The sequence below is a fragment of the Anaerococcus urinomassiliensis genome (assembly GCF_900128425.1).
Lineage (GTDB): Bacteria > Bacillota > Clostridia > Tissierellales > Peptoniphilaceae > Anaerococcus > Anaerococcus urinomassiliensis.
This window is the reverse complement of sequence record NZ_LT635782.1, coordinates 1,254,501-1,272,941: the sequence shown is the minus strand read 5'-3', so window position 1 is coordinate 1,272,941 and position 18,441 is coordinate 1,254,501. Positions and strand designations below refer to the sequence as shown.

Sequence of the window (18,441 nt, the reverse complement as noted above, 5' to 3'; positions counted from 1 at the left end):
ACCGAAATCAACGGTCATTTATCTCCCACCGCCACTGCGTGGTGCACAGAGTAGTAGTAGAAGTTCTCTTCGAGAATTCTTTTGTTCTAACTGTTAATTCATTACTTGCTGCACTATAGAGTATAAGTGTTTTTAAGCTTAGAGGAGGAAAAAATTGGTGTTTTAAAATCTCATAATTTCGTACAAAAAATCGCACTGTTTGAGCGTAGCGAGTTTGCGATTTTTAGAAATTTGAGATTGATAAAACCCTATTTTTGGTGTTTATAATATACTCCGCCCCACGCGAGTGGCCGTTTCGAGGGGGAAGCAGAAAAGGGGGGTTAAGGGGGAAAACCGGTTGGGGAGAATCGGAACTCCCCTGGGTTTTCCCCCTTAGAACGAAGGTATATCTAAAACTAATGAAAATATAAAAGATATCAATAGACATAAAAAAAAGCTTATTTATATTTTAAGGTTATGCCCCTGTACAAATGGGGTAGGGTCGAGGGGTAGCAATTGACAGTCCGGACGGGCTAATCGCCCCTACCGCCCTGCGCCCCGGTGTCGAAGTGTAGACCTTAAATAATAATAAAATATAAGACATTTATTTCTTACATAATGAAAATATGATAAGGAAAAATACTTTCCCTTTTTTTAAAAAAGATACTACTATAAGTCCTAAAAGAATGTCTCTTTATTATGACAAAAAGATTTTCGATTATTTTCTAAAAATAATCAACAAAAAACCAGGCTTGTAGCCTGGCAAATTTTTCTAAATTTCTATTTAAAAACTTCATCTAATTTAGTTTCTTCTAGTTCTTTACCAAAGAATACCACATCTTTCACATCGTTTTGATACTTGATGTCTCCCCATAGGATTCCGCCTACGTATTGGTTTTCTTTTTTGAATAGTTTGTAGATGTTTCCGTCTTTTTCTGCTTTGATTTCTTCAATTCCTTCACCCGAACTCATTCCTGCTGAGAAGATTTTTGTATCTCCTATCATTAGTGTTGAGAATGGCTTTGGTTTTTGGTAGTGTTCGTCAGATCCTGTCATATTGTGACCAGCTATTCTTCCCATTTCTTGGCTGCTGGTCCATAGGCCTATTGTGAAATCTCCTATTTGTGCACAGTCACCTGCTGCAAATACATTTTCTTTTTTGCTTTGTAGGTTATCATCAACTACTATGCCACGGTCTACTTCAAGGCCTGATGCCTTGGCTAAGTCTATATTGGACCTTACGCCTGCTTGGATCATAATTGCATCTGCTGGGATTTCCTCGCCATCAGAGAGTTTAACTCCTCTAACCTTGCCATCTTCAACTAGAATTTCTTCTGTGAATTTGCCTGTATAGGTTTTGATTCCCATTTCATTTAGGTTTTCTTCTAATTTTTCTGACAATTCTTTATCTAGTTGACGAGATAATAGGTAGTCAAAGCTTTCTATAACTGTTACTTTTTTGCCTAGTAGGAGGGCAGAGTAAGCTGCTTCAAGTCCTAAGATTCCACCACCTATTACAAGAACTTCATCTTTGTCTTCTACATATGCTTTGAAGTTCATCAAGTCATCTATAGTTCTTATGGCAAAGACTCCTTGGCTTTCAACATTTTTGATTGGTGGGACAAATGGTCTTGCTCCTGTTGCAAGTAGAACTTTGCCGTATTCTATCTTATCACCTGTTGATAGGTGAGCGATGTTATTGTCAAGATCAAGTTTTTCTACAGCTGTTTCAAGTTTTTCTTTAATATGTCTTTCGCTGTACCAAGGTTGTTTCTTTACATATATGTCATCTTCATTGAATTCTTTTGAAATCAAATCAGATAGTCTAGTTCTCCAGTATGTGCTTGGTTTTTCTGCTGATACTATTAGAATACTAGCGTCAGAATCCTTTTTTCTAATCTCTTCTGTTGCAGATAAGCCTGCAATACCGTTTCCAATAATCAAATAATCGTACATTTTTACCTCTTTTAAAATAATTCTTTACTTAATTACCATTATACATGATTCATACCCTTTTTTGAAGAAAAGTAGTGATTTCATAATGGTATAATATTTTTATGAGGATAGCGACATTTAACGATTTAGATAAAATATACCAAATAATAGAAAAAGCAAAAAATTCACTAAGAAATGATGGCGTGGACCAATGGCAAAAAGGTAGCCCTGATAGAGGACTTTTGGCTCGCCAAATATCACGAAATAGAGCTTATGTCTACGAAAAAGATGAGCAAATAATAGCTTATGCATATCTATCAGAAGACTATGAACCTACTTACGCTAGTGTAAGAAATATGATGAAAGGGGAAAATTCTATAACAGTTCATACCTTTTGCCTTGATAGTGATTTTACTAAGCAGGGGATTGCTAGCAAATTTTTTAGCGAAATAATCGATTTTGCAAGAGATGAAAATAGGGATGCAATAGAAATTGACACCCATGAGGAAAATTTCAGGATGAAAGGACTCATAGAAAAGATGGGATTTTCTTACCTTGGCATAATATATGTCAATGATAATGGAACTCCAATGCCAAGAGTCGCCTATGAGCTGTTATTATGCTAAATGATAGTCAGAAAAAAGTAATCTGTGATAGCAATTATCCTGCAGCAGTCATAGCTGGACCTGGTACAGGTAAGACCTTTACTATAGTAAAAAAAGTCACAGACCTTGTCAAAAACCACGACCTTGCACCAAATAGAATATTGATTACAACTTTTACAAAAAAAGCTGCAGCTGAACTTAATGTAAGGATTCTTAGTGAGTTCAAAAAAGAGGGGATAAAAACTGACCTTGATGACCTAAAAATAGGCAACTTCCACTCCCTAGCCAATATTTTTATAGAGAAATATAAGAAACTTGATGATGATTTTTTTCCATCAATGGTTATAGACCAGGATTTGGAAGGTTATATACTAGAAAAAAACCTTCATATTTTTAAGGAAATTGATGATTTTGAAGAGTATATCAAATATGGAGAAGTTTATAAGATTCAGGAAATTTTTGAATCCATTACCAACAATCTAATAGACCTTGATCTATTAAAGACTTCAAAAGATCCGATAGATAGGCTTTCTTTTGAAATCTATATGACCCATTTAAACCTACTAAAGTCAATGAAATTAATGAATTTTCAGATGATTTTAAAAAAGTTCTACGACTTGTTATCAGATGAGGTCATGGGAGATGAGATTAGAAATTCCATAGATTTTGTAATAATTGATGAATATCAAGATACAAATCTTATCCAACAAGAAATCGCCTTTAAGCTATTAAAGGATAAGAATATTATTGTTTTTGGTGATGATGACCAGTCGCTTTATAGCTTTAGGGGAGCAGATCCCAAGAATCTATTAGAATTTGACCAGGTTTGCAAGGATAAGCTTGGAAAATCTGCAAGCATCTACAAACTAGATATAAACTATAGGTCAAACCAAACTATCATAGATACTAGTCAAAAGTGGCTAAATAATTATTTTGGATCAAATAAGTCAAAGAAACTAAAATCCATAGACCAAGATAAGAATCCCAACTCACTTGTAAGGGCAAGGGCCAATAATAAAGAAAATTTGCTTAAGATAATAAAAATTTTAAATGAGAAGATAAATTTTGGGCAAATTGCTTTCTTGTTCCCAACCCTAAATTCTGACTACCCAAAGCAGTTGGAAGCATTTTTTAAGGATGCGGGGATTAAGGTTATAAACTGGTCTTCTAGCAAATTTTTCTATAGGAGAGAAATCAAAATCCTAGTTTATATACTTGCTAGCATATATTCATCATATCCGTCCAATTTATCCTATAATGACTACCTGTCCTATGAAGAAAAGCAAAAGTATTTTTTTAGGTCCTACTTGGCAAAATTATTTGACGATCAGTCTTTTAAGTCAGTAGAAATGGACGAATTTATAAGGTATTTTAGAAATAATAACCCAACTTCTATAAGTGAGATAGTATATAAGTCCTTTTCTTTGCCGATCTTTGAGGATATTTTGGACAAAGAACTAGGAGAAATCAATAGCGATAGGGCTATGAAAAACATAGGCAAATTTACTAAAATAGTTGCCGATTATGAAGATATATTCAAAAATTCTTCTGGCCTAGAATTCATCCACGGCTACCTGTATTATTTTTTCAAAAAAAATTCTATAAAAGAATTTGATGATAGTACACCAGACTACGATGCAATTAACTTTATGACCATCCACAATGCCAAGGGTTTGGAATTTGATACTGTATTTGTCTCTGGACTCAATGATTATCCTAGGGTAAATAAGAAGAAGTTATTAGAAAAATACGATTACGCAAGGGCTGATAAGGATTCTGCTGAGAAAGACTTTTATAGAAAATACTACACAGCCTTTACTAGGGCAAAAAATCTTTTGGTAATACTGGATAATTCTAGGGATCAAAGATTAGTAGACTTTGCAAAAACTTGCGACAATGCATCCGAGCTATCGACTATAGATTTTCAAAAAATCAATGTAGAAATCCCAAAACCAATCTTATCATTTACTACAGACATAGAAGTTTATGAATCTTGTCCACTTAAGTACAAGTTTATAAGGAAATTAAATTACAAATTACCAAAATCCCAAAGTCTAATCCTAGGGACGAATATTCACGCCTTAGCCGAATATATAGGCCTTCATAAGGACATAAATGAGCATAAGCTAAATGAGATTTTAGCTACAAATAAAGCTTACACAGAAGCTATTGATAATTTTCGCAAGAAAAACTTTGACCTAAGCTTAAGTGAGGTCAATTACAAGGCTGACAGAGATTTCTATATACTCCAGGGAAATATCGACCTAATCCTAGCTGATGGGTCTATAATGGACCTTAAAACTGGGTCATATGATGAAGAGACCTTGGAAAAATACAAGAAACAATTGATAACATATAAGTATCTTTGCGAATTTAATGACCACTATCCAAATAAGCTCTACTTATATTTCATAGAAAAAGACCAGGTCATAGAAGTTAAGCAAACAGATTTTTCTATAGATAAAATTGACCAGATAGCAAAAAATATTGTTCAAGAAAAAATTTATAAAAAAACTAATAAGAGGGTAGAATGTAAGTATTGTCCTATGAAATATTACTGTCACAGATATTGATAATGGCCTACTGTGCAATACAATATAGTTAGGTGATAATATGATTGAATCTCAAATGTTAAAAGGTGTAATCGAGGGTGTAATCCTCCACATCATAAAAAATAACGAAACTTACGGCTATGAAATTGTAGAAGAACTCAAAAGAAGTGGTTTTTATACCATGACTGAGGGAACTGTCTATCCAATCCTACAAAGAATGACCAAAAAGGGGTATATTCTAGCATCATACAAAAAATCAGAGATTGGACCAAGGCGTAAGTATTACTATATCAGCAAAAATGGTGAAAAGTACTTGGCAAATTTTTACCAATCATTTAACGAGCTAAATCAAGCTGTAGAAAATGTCATAGATAGGGGAAATAAATGAGAGTAGATAAGATGATAGGAAATGCTAATCTTGACACTAGGAGAAATATCAAGAGAAATGCCAAAAAAGGTGGCCTAGTAATAAATGGTGAACTTGTAAAAGACACATCTACCCAAGTTGATCCAAATGTCGATGAAGTTTTTTACATGGGTGAGTATGTAGATTATTTCGAAAATATTTATATAATGATGAACAAACCCGCTGGATACTTGTCTGCGACAATTGATGAAGATCCAACTGTCATAGACTTATTAGATCCATTTTACCAAAATCTAGACCTATCCATAGCAGGCCGTCTTGATAAGGATACAAGAGGGCTTTTGCTAATCTCTACAGATGGCAAATTCGTCCACAAGGTAACTAGCCCAAACTCAAATATAGAAAAAACTTACCTTGTTGAAACAAGAGATAGTATAGATGAATCTTTTATAGAAAAATTTAAAGTCGGTGTAGAAATCAAAGAAGAATCATACATTGCAAGGCCTGCCAAACTTCAGATAATTGACGATAAAAAGGCTATAGTTAAAGTTACAGAGGGCAAATTTCACCTTGTAAAAAGGCTATTTTCTAATCTTGGCAATGAAGTTGTTGCCCTAAAGAGAACTGCAATTGGAGATCTAAGCCTAGATCCACATTTACAAGAAGGCTCATACAGAGAATTAACTGAAGAAGAATTAGATTTATTTATTGACTAAAATATTTTATAATAATAAAATATAGAGTCTTAGGAGGATAGCTTGTACAAAAATTATATAAAAAAATTATTGGACTTTGTGCTAAGCTTTCTTTTGCTCATAATCCTAAGTCCACTATTTTTAATAATAGGAATAATATCTAAAATAGAAGAGCCCAAGGGTACAATTTTCTTTAAGCAAGAAAGGGCAGGAGTTGATAATAAGCCATTTATGTGCTACAAATTTAGGTCTATGAGTATGGATGCACCCCAGAATGCATCTACCTGGGAGCTAGAAAATCCAGATTCCTTTATTACTCCTCTGGGCAAATTCTTGAGAAAAACTTCCATAGATGAACTTCCACAGCTTATTAATATTGTAAAGGGAGATATGAGTTTTGTAGGTCCTAGACCAGTTATATTAAAGGAAAGAGAACTCTTAGACCTTAGAGCAGCAAATGGTTCTGCCAAGGCCAAGCCAGGTATTACTGGTCTATCACAAATATCAGGCAGAGATAACCTAGATCCAGCTACTAAGGCACACACTGATTCTATCTATGCCAATGATATTACTTTTATAAATGACCTTAAGATTTTCCTTAAAACCATACCAAAAGTTTTCAAAGCTGAAGGGGTTAGGGAAGGAAAGCAAAATTTTTAAAAAAATCAAGGAAAAGATTTGCAAAACTTTATAATTTGTGATAAAGTTTAAGTATAATAATATAAGTGATGAGAACGAGCCGATGATTAAGTTACGGGCTCGTTTTGTCTTTTATTAGGGGGGATTATGAACACTTCTAGTGTTTTTGAACAACTTTATAGCAATCCTGTCATCATGGCAGTTAAAAACAACAGAGACTTGGAAAAGTGTCTGGAAAACGAAAACACTGTAGTTTTTGTCCTTTATGGCAATATTGATACTATTCCTATAATAGTAGATAAGCTAAAGGCCAAAAATAAGACTGTAATCGTTCATGAAGACCTCATTGAAGGATTATCAAGTTCTTATTATGCGGCAAGTTTCATAAAAAAATACACCAAAGCTGATGGCATAATCACTACCAAGCCATCAAATGCATCTTATGCAAGAAAGATGGGACTTTTCACAGTACTAAGATTTTTTGTATTTGACTCAATGGGATATGAAAATATGAAACAAACCATAAAGGATGCAAATTGCGATGTGATCGAAATGCTACCTGGCATAATGCCTAACCTTATAAAAGACATCAAAAAAAGAACCAATATACCAGTAGTTGCAGGAGGGCTTATAACTACTAAAGAAGAAGTTATGGCAGCCTTAAACTCAGATGCTATTGCAATCTCATCATCAAATTATAGTGTTTGGCAAATGTAAGGAGGAATTTATTATGAGTAAGTACATTATGGCCTTAGACGCAGGAACAACAAGCAATAGAGCGATAATTTTTAACAAACAAGGTGAAATCATATCTGTTGCACAAAAAGAATTCACCCAACACTTTCCAAAACCAGGCTGGGTAGAACACGATGCAACAGAAATTTGGTCAACTCAACTAGGAGTTTGTACTGAAGCTATAGCAAAGAAAAATATCGACCCATCTGAAATAGCTGCAATCGGTATTACCAACCAACGTGAAACTACCATAGTTTGGGATAAAGAAACAGGCGAACCTGTTTATAATGCAATCGTTTGGCAATGTCGTCGTACAGCAGATATGGCTGACCAACTCGTAAAAGATGGCTATGGCAAGATGATCAAAGAAAAAACTGGTCTAGTAGTTGACCCATACTTCTCAGCTACAAAGATTAGATGGATTCTAGATCACATTGAAAACGGCCAACAAAGAGCTGAAAACGGAGAACTACTATTTGGTACAGTTGATACATGGTTAGTATATAACTTAACTCGTGGTAAAGTACACGTTACAGACTACACAAACGCATCAAGAACAATGCTTTATAACATCAAGGAGCTCAAATGGGATGATGAGCTTTGTGAAATGCTAAATATTCCTAAATGTATGCTACCAGAAGTAAAACCATCTTCTTGTGTTTATGGGGAAACTAACGAAAAATTATTTGGTGCACCAATAAAAATCGCAGGTATGGCAGGAGACCAACAAGCTGCATTGTTTGGACAAACTTGCTTTAACCCTGGAGATGCAAAAAATACTTACGGAACAGGTGCTTTCTTACTAATGAATACAGGCGAAGAAGCAGTAGAATCTCAAAATGGTCTACTAACAACTATAGCTTGGGGACTTGAAGAAGGAAAAGTAAACTACGCTCTAGAAGGTTCTATCTTCGTTGCAGGCTCTGCTATCCAATGGTTAAGAGATGAACTAAGAATCGTAGATGCTTCTGATGATACAGAATATATGGCAACAAAAGTTGACGATACGGACGGCTGCTACGTAGTTCCAGCATTTACAGGTCTAGGTGCTCCATACTGGGATCCATATGCACGTGGAACAATAGTAGGTATCACCCGTGGTACAAGCAAATATCATATTGTAAGAGCTACACTAGAATCTCTAGCTTATCTAACAAATGACGTTCTTGCAGCAATGTCAATTGACTCAGGCAAAGAGCTTCAAGAACTAAAAGTTGATGGTGGAGCAAGTGCAAACAACTTCTTGATGCAATTCCAAGCTGATATGATCCAAACAAAAGTAGAAAGACCAGCTACACTTGAAACAACAGCACTTGGAGCAGCATATCTTGCTGGCCTTGCAGTAGGCTACTTCAAAAACCAAGAAGAAATCATCCAAAATCGTCTAGTTGATCGTGAATTCACACCACAAATCTCAAAAGAAGAAAGAGACAAAAAAGACTACAACTGGCAAAAGGCAATTTCAAGATCAGTTGACTGGGCAAAAGATTTAAAGTAAATATAAACTGAGAAAGAGCTACTGAATATTATAGGGTGCTCTTTGACTAAAAAGGGCCAGCTATGGTCCTTTTTTCATTACATATAAGGAGAAAATATGAGAGATGTAGTAATAGTTGGTGCAGGTGTAACAGGAACATCTGTAGCATATAATTTATCCAAATTTAAGGGTGACTTTCTAGTAGTAGAAAAACACTCTGATGTTTGCGAAGAAACAAGTAAAGCAAACTCTGCCATCTGCCACGGTGGTTACGATGCAGAACCTGGCAGTATGAAAGCAAAAATGAATGTAGAAGGTAACCACATGATGAGAGAGATAGCAGATGAGTTGTCTTTTCCATATAAACAAATAGGCACATTGGTATTATGCCATGACGAAAAAGACTTCCCAAAACTCCAAAAGCTATACGATCAAGGTATAGAAAATGGCGTTTCTGGCATGGAAATAATCTACAATGAACAAATCCTAGAGATGGAACCTCATGTAGAAAAAGACGTATACGCAGCTTTATACAGCAAAGAAGCTGGTATAGTAGATCCATTTTTGATGAATGTAGCTTATGCAGAAGGCTCCAATCTAAATGGTGTAGAATACAAACTAAATACAGAAATAGTAGAAATAAAAGAAGCTGATGACCACTACATATTAAAAACAAAAGATGGTGAAGAAATAGAAACAAAGGCTGTTGTAAACGCAGCAGGCCTATATTCAGATGCCATCCACGATATGATTATGGATGATAAGAAATTTGAAATCAGAGCTCGTCGTGGAGAATATTTGCTCCTAGATAAGGCTACAGCAGGTTATGTAAACCACGTACTATTCAACTTGCCAACAGAAAAAGGTAAGGGAATTTTAGTAACACCTACCGTAGATGAAAATACCCTTATAGGTCCAACAAGTGACTTTATAGATGACAAGTCTGACCTAGTTACAACAAGAAAAGCTATAGAAGAAGTAATAGATAAGGTAAATGATACAGTTGACAATGTACCAGTTCGTCAAGTGATCACATCATTTTCTGGTAACAGAGCCCATGAAAGTAGTGGAGACTTCATCCTACAAGAGACCAAAAAAGGATTCTTTGATTGCGTAGGTATCGAATCACCAGGACTCACATCAGCGCCAGCCATAGGCAAATACATGGCGGGCTTGGTAAAAGACTCTCTAGAACTTGCAGAAAATCCTGACTTTAAAGCTGGCAGAAATCCTATACCAAAAACAAGTGAAATGACTGCTGAAGAACACAATGAACTTATAAAGAAAAATCCAAAATACGGAAAGATTATCTGTAGATGTGAGAAAGTCACAGAAGGTGAAATCCTAGATGCAATCCATGCACCAGTAGGAGCAAGGACAGTAGACGGTATCAAGAGACGTTGCCGCGCCACAGCAGGTAGATGCCAAGGTGGATTCTGTCTTCCATCTATAATTGAAATCTTATCCCGTGAACTAGGAGTGGATCAAGAAGAGATTACCAAAAAAGGCAACAAATCCATATACATTGAAAAGAGAGTTAAGTAAGGAGAAATAAATGCACGATTATGATTTAGTAATAATAGGTGGGGGTCCTGCAGGACTTTCTGCCGCTGTAAAAGCCTATGATGAGGGAATCAAAAATATCCTAGTCGTAGAACGTGACAACAAATTAGGTGGTATCTTAAACCAATGTATCCACAATGGATTTGGCCTACAAAGATTTAAGGAAGAGCTTACAGGTCCAGAATACGCTCATAGATTCATCAAAGAAGCGAGAGAACGTGACATAGATATAATGCTTAATACCATAGTAATGGATATGCATGAAGACAAAACACTTCTACTAATGAATGAAGAACGTGGTATGTTTGAGATAAAGCCAAAGGCAATAATCCTAGCTATGGGTTGTAGGGAACGTCCAAGAGGAGCCCTAAACACTCCAGGAAGCAGACCAGCAGGTGTTTATAGTGCAGGTACAGCTCAAAAACTAGTAAACCTAGAAGGCTATATGCCAGGAAAGAAGGTAGTAATACTTGGATCAGGCGATATAGGTCTTATCATGGCTCGTCGTATGACCCTAGAAGGAGCTAAGGTTGAATGTGTAGCAGAACTTATGCCATTTTCAGGCGGTCTAAAAAGAAACATAGTTCAATGCTTGCACGACTTTGATATACCACTTTACTACTCAACAACTATCTCTGGCATCAAGGGAACTGATAGGGTAGAGGGAGTGTATTTATCAAAGGTTGACGAAAACTTAAGAATCATCGAAGGAACAGAAAAATTCATCGAATGTGATACAGTCTTACTATCTGTAGGACTACTCCCAGAAAATGAACTTACCAAAGAAGCAAATATTAAGCTTGACCCAAAAACAAAGGGAGCTTATGTATCTGATAAACTAATGACAAGTGTAGATGGTATATTTGCAGCAGGTAACGTACTCCATGTTCACGATTTAGTAGACTTCGTATCAGAAGAAAGCGAACAAGCAGCAGTAAATGCAGCAAACTATATCAAGGGTGAATTTACCCAAACAAGCGATAAAACAATAGAAATGGTAGCTGGAGATGGAGTATCTTACACACTTCCGCAATACCTAGACTATGAAAATATGGACGATTCTATCATAGTAAAATTTAGGGTAAACAATGTTTATCCATCAAGAAAAATCGCTGTTTATACTGATGATAAGTGCATCATAGAACGCAAAAAAAGAGTATTAGCTCCAGGTGAAATGGAACTATTAAGACTTAAAAAAGATGACATAGATCCAGATACAAAGAAAGTCACAATACAATTGGAGGAAGTATGAAAAAGCAATTCACATGTATAAACTGTCCTTTGGGTTGCCAAGTTGTAGTAACCATGGACGGCGAAGAGATTACAAATATAGAAGGTAACAACTGTAAACGTGGAGAAATCTATGTAAGAGATGAGATCAAAGATCCAAAGAGAATGGTATGCTCAACAGTTAAAATAAGCGGAAATGATGCCTATAGCGTTCCAGTAAAAACAGAAACAGCTATTCCAAAAGGACTTATCTTTGAATGCATGGAAAAGATCAACCAAGCAGAAATCAAAGCACCAGTTCATATAGGTGATGTCGTTATAGAAAATCTCCTAGACACAGGAGTAAATGTAATAGCAACTGACGAAAGATTGTAACAAATATAAAAGATCCGCTCAAATTTGAGTGGATCTTTTCCTTGTTTATTTATTTAAAACATATTTTTCTATAGCTTCGCCAACAGCTCCCTCTTCATTGGTCGCATCTGTCACATATGTTGCTACATCTTTAACTTGAAGATGGGCATTTGCCACAGCAACTGATGTACCTGCTACCTCTAACATAGCTACATCATTGTAATTATCGCCAATAGTTAGAGCCTCGCTTATATCAAAACCGTAGTGGTCGCAGACTTTCTTAAGGGCTATACCCTTGTCCACGCCCTTGGCATTTATCTCCATAAACATATTAGAAGAATAGGCTATCTCGACATCGTAGTTGGTAATAGCTGCTATATCTACTTCTAGTGAGTGCAAGAAGTCTATATTTGAATCTTTAATCAAGGCCTTAAGTATGAGCTCATCTTCCAAGAAATCAATATTTCCGTCCTTGATTTCTATAACCTTGCTATCGTTGGTGTATATATGATTTCTTTCAATAGGGTCAAGATTTATAGCGTATTTCTTATCTAGAGTATAGATGTAGGCCTGCAGATTGTTATCTTTGCAATAATCAAATACAGCCTTTGCATATTTAAACTCAAGTGGAAGTGATGATACAATTTCCCTATCTAATGCCCTTATGATTATTGCACCGTTACAGCAAATTATGAACCTATCTTCGTCTATGACACCAGCTTGATCTGGTATATCATGTAGTTCATATGGGCCACGACCAGTAGCAAGCATAACTACAATCCCCATTTCCTGGGCCTTGGCTATGGCTTCTCTGTTTCTTTTAGGCACATTTTTATTTTTGTCTACTAGGGTTTCATCTATGTCGGATGCTATTAATTTAATCATATTTTTCCTATAAGTTAATTTTGTCCTAAGAATTTGATGATATCATCAGATTCGTATAAGTATTCTCCATCATGGTATAGGCATGGCACTTGTCTTTTGCCACCTTTTTCTATGAGTTCATTCATAGCGTCTCTATCTTCTTCTATATTTACTATTTCAATTTCGATGTTATTTTCATTCATAAAGTTTTCGACTTTTTTGCAATAAGGACAAATAGTTCCTACAAATAATTTGTAATCTTTCATTTTTTTCTCCTATATTTTCATAATTAGCTCATTATGGTATATTATACTAATAGTAAGAAAATTTTAAAGGTGGCGAAATGAAATCTAAAATAATGAGCGTGATTAGATTTATCCTAATCCTGATAATATTAGCCTGCATTGCTATCCTAGGCAAAAGGCTTCTAGACTATAGAACCAATGCACACAACAACAAAGAAATATCTGACATAGTAAAGTCTGTTGAAGAGGAAACTGGTGTTGAAGAAAGTAATACCAATGTCAATCTCGACAACAAGGACGAATATACTAAAAAGCAAGAACACTATGCAAAGATCATAAATGCCTTGAAAAATCAATATAACAACGATGATATTATAGGCTTTATAGACATACCAGGAGCAGATGTTTCTTATCCAGTAGTCCAAGGTCCAGATAACGACTTTTACCTAAGGCGTGGACTTAACAAAGAGTATGACATTGCTGGTTCAATTTTCATTGATATGAACAACACACCAGACTTCAATGATGACAATACGGTAATATACGGTCACCACTTGGAGATAAAATCAATGTTTACTCCACTTGACCAGTATAGAAAACAAGAATTTGCTGAAAAACACCAGACAATCTACTTGGCAACTCTAAATGAACTTAGAGAATATAAGATTTTCTCAGCCTATGGCATACCAGCTGACTACCAATACAGGACCCTATACTTTACAAATAGGGACGATGTAGTGCCTTTCTTTAACCAACTAAGAAGCAATTCAGAAGTCTTGCTTGATAGCCCAACTTTCAAAGAAGACGACCAAATCATCACCCTATCAACCTGCCAATACGACTACGAAGACCAAAGACTTGCAATCCATGCAGTTAGAGTTAGATAGATGTATTATAAAACAAAAGAAAAAAGAAAACTTGATATAGTGGAATCTCCCGAAGGCCTAATCCTTAGGGAAGATTCCTTCAACCCAACCCATATATTCGAATGCGGCCAAGCCTTTAACTTCCACAAGGAAGAGGATGGATCATATACAGCAGTGTTTTTGAATATGATAATAAATCTTCTCCCAAAAGAAGATTATGTACTAATCAGAAATGTATCCTTAGATGATTTCTACCAATATTTTTACGATTACTTTGACTTGGGGACTAACTATGGGAATATCAAAGAGAAACTTTCTACAGATGAAAATCTAAAAGTCGCAAGTGACTATGGTTATGGGATAAGAATCCTAAACCAGGAGATGTTTGAAACAGTAATATCTTTTATCATTTCTGCCAACAATGGCATAACAAGGATAAAAAAAGCTGTAAGAATCATAAGTGAACGCTATGGGACCTATATAGGAGAATATAAGGGCAGAAGCTACTATTCTTTCCCAAGACCAGAAGTATTAGCAGAAGTTGACCCAGCCGATTTAAGAGAATACGCTAGGGTAGGCTTTAGAGATGTAAGGATTGTAAAGGCGAGCCAGATGATAAGAGACGGCTACCTAGATTTCACTAGTGATATGGACCTAGATAGTTTGGAATTGAAAGAAAAACTAATGGAAATGCCAGGGGTAGGACCAAAAGTTGCTGATTGTATCTTGCTCTTTGCCTTCCACCGCAGGGAAACATTCCCGGTTGACGTTTGGATCAAAAGAGTTATGGAAACCCTGTTTATAGGTCATGAAGTGCCAAAAAAACTTGTCGATAACTATGCCAGGGATATTTTTGGCGAAAACGCCGGCTATGCCCAACAATACCTATTCTATTACGGTAGGGAAGAAAAAATAGGCAAATAATTTAATAGAAATTTGTATTATAGACTGGACTTTCCAGTCTTTTTATTTGCCATAATGTTAAATCTATGTAAAGTCGATTAAATACAGCTTTAAGATGGTATAATTATAGTAGAAATACACAAGGAGAAGGCCATGAAAAAAATACTATCAGTTCTCTTATCACTAATTTTTCTTGTATCTTGTACTTCCAATACAGAAAAAAAGAATTCTAGTTCACACTTTCAAACTTCCTACACCTCTGGAGATTCACTAAAGATTGTGGCAGGTTCTGAAAATAAGGAACTTGAGCCAATTATTGAAGAATATGCCAAAGCAAATAAACAAAATATAGAAATAGATTACTTGGGGTCACTAGACATTATGAGACTACTAAGCGATCCTGAAATTACTTATGATGCTGTTTGGCCTGCATCATCAATATGGCTTAATATGGGAGATACTAACCATATCCTAAAATACCAAGAGACAACATCCCAAAGTCCAGTTGTTTTTGGAATTAAGAAATCCTTGGCAGGAGAACTAGGTTTTGTAGATAAAGATGTGACAGTCAAAGATATTATAGATGCCATATCTTCTGGCAAACTAAAATTTACTATGACTTCTGCTACCCAATCAAATTCTGGGGCATCTGCATATCTTGGATTTTTAAATGCACTTGCAGCTGACAAAAATGGTCTGACAAGCGAAGACTTGACAAATAAAGACTTGCAACAAGAGATTACCTCCCTATTAGCAGGTGTAGAAAGGTCATCTGGTTCATCAAATTGGCTAACAGAATTGTTTTTATCAGGTGATTACGATGCTATGGTAAACTACGAGCAGCTAGTAATTGCGACTAACAAAGCATTGGAAGAAGAGGGGAAAGAACCACTTTACCTAGTATATCCAGTAGATGGATTGTCAATTTCAGATTCACCACTTGCCTATGTTGACAAAAATGATAATAAGAAAGAAGAGGCCTTCAAGAAATTTCAAGAGTATCTCCTATCAGATGAGGCCCAAAACGAAATAGAAAAGACTGGCAAGAGATCAGCCTATGGCACAGTTCGAGAAGAAAACAGAGCAATTTATGACAAAAACTGGGGCATAGACCTAGATAAGACCATAAGCCCAGTAAGGTTTCCGAAGGCAGAAGTCTTCATGGAAGCTCTCAATATGTACCAAAGTGAGTTCAAAAAACCAGCCTTTACTATATATGTCCTAGATTATTCTGGATCTATGGGAGGAAATGGTGGCTATGAACAGATGAATGAGGCCCTAAGACAAGTTCTAGTACCAGAAAATGCCAAGGCCAACCTACTTTTAGGCACCAGCAAAGACATGACATATATACTTCCTTTCTCAGATAGGGTCCTAGGAGAATTGATGGCTAGTGGAAATGGACAAGAACTTGATAGCCTATACCAAGAATTATCAGAAAATTACATTCCAGAGACAGCAACCTTTATGTACGAAGCTATTGACGAGGCTATATCTATACTAAAAACCAACGAGGATAAGCTAAAGGACTATAGTCCAGCCATAGTTGTCCTAAGCGATGGTATGCCAAATGGTCCTATGGACTTTGACCAGCTCAATGAATCTTACCAAAGCTTGGGCTACGATGTGCCAATATTTAGCATCCTTTTTGGTGATGCCAGAAAAGAGGACTTAGAAGAGATAGCAACAATGTCAAAGGCTCGTGTATTTGATGGTAGAAGCGATATGATAAAGGCCTTCCAAAACGTAAAAGGATACAATTAATGAAGGACTTTCTTAGGAACTTTAAGGCGCTCTTAGCTTCTCTATTTACGTTTTTTGGTTTGCTCCTAGGCCTTCATTGGCACTTTGTAGTAGCAGCCGTACTTGCAGTGGGTGTATATATAGGAATTTATCTAATCGGCAAACCAAAGCTAATGATTGGAAATACTGACATAGAAGCCTTAGAAAATGCCCAAGAGATCAATCAAATATTTAATGATTTTGAAGCTGACATAGCAAAGTTAAAGGCATTAAACATAGACATAAAAGACACTGAAATCTCTAGCAAAATTAGCAAACTTACCAAAACTTGCCTAGATATAAGATTTTACCTAGAGAAAAATCCTAGGGAAATATCTAGATCCAGATATTTTTTGGACTATTATGTAAAAACAGCAAGTGAAATCGTCAAAAACTACAGTGATTTGGAAAAATCCAATGTGAGCTTAGGTAAGTTCAAGGAGATAAAAGAGAAGTCAAACCAATCCCTTGATTTATTAAATGAAATATTTGATAAACAACGTGATTCCTACCATAAAGACAAAATCAATCAACTTGAGGTAGAGACAGACCTACTTGAGCAGACTATTAAGCTTGGAGGAGAGATAAAATGAAAGAGAAAAAATGGGGGATTTTAGTCTTACTTCTGGTAATTGCCCTAGCTGGAGGATACATGTACTGGAATAAACAGACCCCAGATAATGTTGCAATATCAGGTTTTATAGGTGGTGAGAAAATCCCCCTAGTAGAAAATCAAACTTTTAAGGACAAGGTGAAAAAATCCTACGGACTCAGTATGGACTATCGTAAGGAAGGTTCCCTTGCTATGGCAGAAGCTGACACGGCTGATAAGGACTACTTGTGGCCATCAAGCCAATTGGCACTAGAACTTTTTAGGAAAAATGGCGGCAAAGACTTGCAAAATGAGATAGTCTTCAACACTCCCATAGTTTTATATTCCAGAAAAATCGTTGTCGATACCTTAAAGAAACAAGGGGTAGTCAGAGAAGATGAGGGTGTTTGCTACATAGATATGATAAAACTAGCAAATCTAATGGTAGAAGGAAAAACTTGGGCAGACATTGGCCTATCAGAACTTTATGGTCCCATACTAGTAGATACAACAGATCCAAATCAATCAAACTCAGGCAATATGTTCTTAGGTCTCTTGGCCAATGCCCTAAATGGCAACAAACCTGTTACTATGGATTCTGTTGACGAGATATCTTCTGATATCAAGCGCATCTACAATCAAATTGGCTATATGCAAACTTCGTCAATAGATATGTTCAACCAATTCCTACGCCAGGGCCTAGGGTCTTTTCCAATAATAGCTGGATACGAATCCCAACTATTAGAATTTTCTAAACAAGAAGCAGAAATGTATGAAAAAATCAAAGATGATGTGATTATCCTATATCCAGAACCAACAGTTTGGTCATCTCACGTTTACATTGCCCTTACAGAAAATGGAAAGGTTGGATTAAATGCTCTCATGGATAAGGACATCCAGAGCCTAGCATGGAAAGAACACGGATTTAGAACAATAGTGGCGGGCACAGAAAACCCAGATGACTTCCAAGTAAAAGGCATGGCAAGGCAAGTAACAAAAATAATGCAAATGCCAAACATAGAAGTAATGCAAAAATTAATGGAGATTATAAAATAAGG

General features: G+C 35.9%; 18 protein-coding genes. 15 read left to right on the top strand and 3 right to left on the bottom strand.

Annotation, left to right across the window (positions count from 1 at the left end):
• Nucleotides 1-759 precede the first annotated feature (759 nt).
• Nucleotides 760-1,935 carry an NAD(P)/FAD-dependent oxidoreductase gene (locus BQ7474_RS07050; protein ID WP_073998218.1) on the bottom strand — a complete coding sequence of 392 codons (1,176 nt, stop codon included), beginning with the start codon at nucleotides 1,933-1,935 and terminating at the stop codon, nucleotides 760-762.
• A gap of 101 nt (nucleotides 1,936-2,036) precedes the next feature.
• On the opposite strand from BQ7474_RS07050, the gene BQ7474_RS07045 reads away from it, so the two are divergent.
• From BQ7474_RS07045 to BQ7474_RS07000, 10 genes are all read left to right on the top strand, one after another.
• Nucleotides 2,037-2,540, top strand: coding sequence for a GNAT family N-acetyltransferase (locus BQ7474_RS07045; RefSeq protein WP_073998217.1), 504 nt, complete (start codon nucleotides 2,037-2,039; stop codon nucleotides 2,538-2,540).
• Complete coding sequence (locus BQ7474_RS07040; RefSeq protein WP_073998216.1) at nucleotides 2,534-5,092, top strand: ATP-dependent DNA helicase; 2,559 nt, start codon at nucleotides 2,534-2,536, stop codon at nucleotides 5,090-5,092. Before BQ7474_RS07045 ends, BQ7474_RS07040 begins: the two co-directional genes overlap by 7 nt.
• 40 nt (nucleotides 5,093-5,132) lie before the next feature.
• Entirely contained in the window at nucleotides 5,133-5,459 is a 327-nt protein-coding gene (locus tag BQ7474_RS07035) for a PadR family transcriptional regulator (protein ID WP_177343665.1), read from the top strand.
• On the top strand, nucleotides 5,456-6,154 hold the full coding sequence (locus BQ7474_RS07030; RefSeq protein WP_073998215.1) for a 16S rRNA pseudouridine(516) synthase: 699 nt from the start codon (nucleotides 5,456-5,458) through the stop codon (nucleotides 6,152-6,154). The genes BQ7474_RS07035 and BQ7474_RS07030 overlap by 4 nt, the downstream gene beginning before the upstream one ends.
• Before the next feature lie 42 nt (nucleotides 6,155-6,196).
• Nucleotides 6,197-6,793, top strand: coding sequence for a sugar transferase (locus BQ7474_RS07025; protein ID WP_073998214.1), 597 nt, complete (start codon nucleotides 6,197-6,199; stop codon nucleotides 6,791-6,793).
• A gap of 126 nt (nucleotides 6,794-6,919) precedes the next feature.
• Complete coding sequence (locus tag BQ7474_RS07020) at nucleotides 6,920-7,489, top strand: glycerol-3-phosphate responsive antiterminator (RefSeq protein ID WP_073998213.1); 570 nt, start codon at nucleotides 6,920-6,922, stop codon at nucleotides 7,487-7,489.
• Between the two features lie 13 nt (nucleotides 7,490-7,502).
• Entirely contained in the window at nucleotides 7,503-9,005 is a 1,503-nt protein-coding gene (gene glpK / locus BQ7474_RS07015; protein WP_073998212.1) for a glycerol kinase GlpK, read from the top strand.
• A gap of 96 nt (nucleotides 9,006-9,101) precedes the next feature.
• Nucleotides 9,102-10,529 (top strand): NAD(P)/FAD-dependent oxidoreductase, encoded by a 1,428-nt coding sequence (locus tag BQ7474_RS07010; RefSeq protein WP_073998211.1) that lies wholly within the window; start codon nucleotides 9,102-9,104, stop codon nucleotides 10,527-10,529.
• Nucleotides 10,530-10,539: 10 nt separating this feature from the next.
• Complete coding sequence (locus BQ7474_RS07005; protein WP_073998210.1) at nucleotides 10,540-11,799, top strand: NAD(P)/FAD-dependent oxidoreductase; 1,260 nt, start codon at nucleotides 10,540-10,542, stop codon at nucleotides 11,797-11,799.
• A complete protein-coding gene (locus tag BQ7474_RS07000) occupies nucleotides 11,796-12,152 on the top strand; it encodes a DUF1667 domain-containing protein (RefSeq protein WP_073998209.1) in 357 nt (118 codons plus the stop codon). The genes BQ7474_RS07005 and BQ7474_RS07000 overlap by 4 nt, the downstream gene beginning before the upstream one ends.
• Before the next feature lie 45 nt (nucleotides 12,153-12,197).
• Here the strand turns inward: BQ7474_RS07000 and BQ7474_RS06995 are convergent, their stop codons facing one another.
• A complete protein-coding gene (locus BQ7474_RS06995; RefSeq protein ID WP_073998208.1) occupies nucleotides 12,198-13,016 on the bottom strand; it encodes a Cof-type HAD-IIB family hydrolase in 819 nt (272 codons plus the stop codon).
• Between the two features lie 14 nt (nucleotides 13,017-13,030).
• A complete protein-coding gene (locus tag BQ7474_RS06990) occupies nucleotides 13,031-13,261 on the bottom strand; it encodes a glutaredoxin family protein (RefSeq protein WP_073998207.1) in 231 nt (76 codons plus the stop codon).
• A 77-nt stretch (nucleotides 13,262-13,338) separates the two neighbouring features.
• On the opposite strand from BQ7474_RS06990, the gene srtB reads away from it, so the two are divergent.
• The 5 genes from srtB to BQ7474_RS06965 all read left to right on the top strand — a co-directional run bounded on the left by srtB (nucleotide 13,339) and on the right by BQ7474_RS06965 (nucleotide 18,439).
• Nucleotides 13,339-14,127 (top strand): class B sortase, encoded by a 789-nt coding sequence (gene srtB / locus BQ7474_RS06985; protein WP_073998206.1) that lies wholly within the window; start codon nucleotides 13,339-13,341, stop codon nucleotides 14,125-14,127.
• Nucleotides 14,128-15,030, top strand: a complete 903-nt coding sequence (locus BQ7474_RS06980; RefSeq protein ID WP_073998205.1) for a DNA-3-methyladenine glycosylase family protein — start codon at nucleotides 14,128-14,130, stop codon at nucleotides 15,028-15,030.
• Nucleotides 15,031-15,162: 132 nt separating this feature from the next.
• Nucleotides 15,163-16,773, top strand: a complete 1,611-nt coding sequence (locus BQ7474_RS06975) for a substrate-binding and vWA domain-containing protein (protein WP_073998204.1) — start codon at nucleotides 15,163-15,165, stop codon at nucleotides 16,771-16,773.
• Nucleotides 16,773-17,384 (top strand): 5-bromo-4-chloroindolyl phosphate hydrolysis family protein, encoded by a 612-nt coding sequence (locus BQ7474_RS06970; RefSeq protein ID WP_073998203.1) that lies wholly within the window; start codon nucleotides 16,773-16,775, stop codon nucleotides 17,382-17,384. Before BQ7474_RS06975 ends, BQ7474_RS06970 begins: the two co-directional genes overlap by 1 nt.
• Nucleotides 17,381-18,439, top strand: a complete 1,059-nt coding sequence (locus BQ7474_RS06965; protein WP_073998202.1) for a substrate-binding domain-containing protein — start codon at nucleotides 17,381-17,383, stop codon at nucleotides 18,437-18,439. The genes BQ7474_RS06970 and BQ7474_RS06965 overlap by 4 nt, the downstream gene beginning before the upstream one ends.
• Nucleotides 18,440-18,441 lie beyond the last annotated feature (2 nt).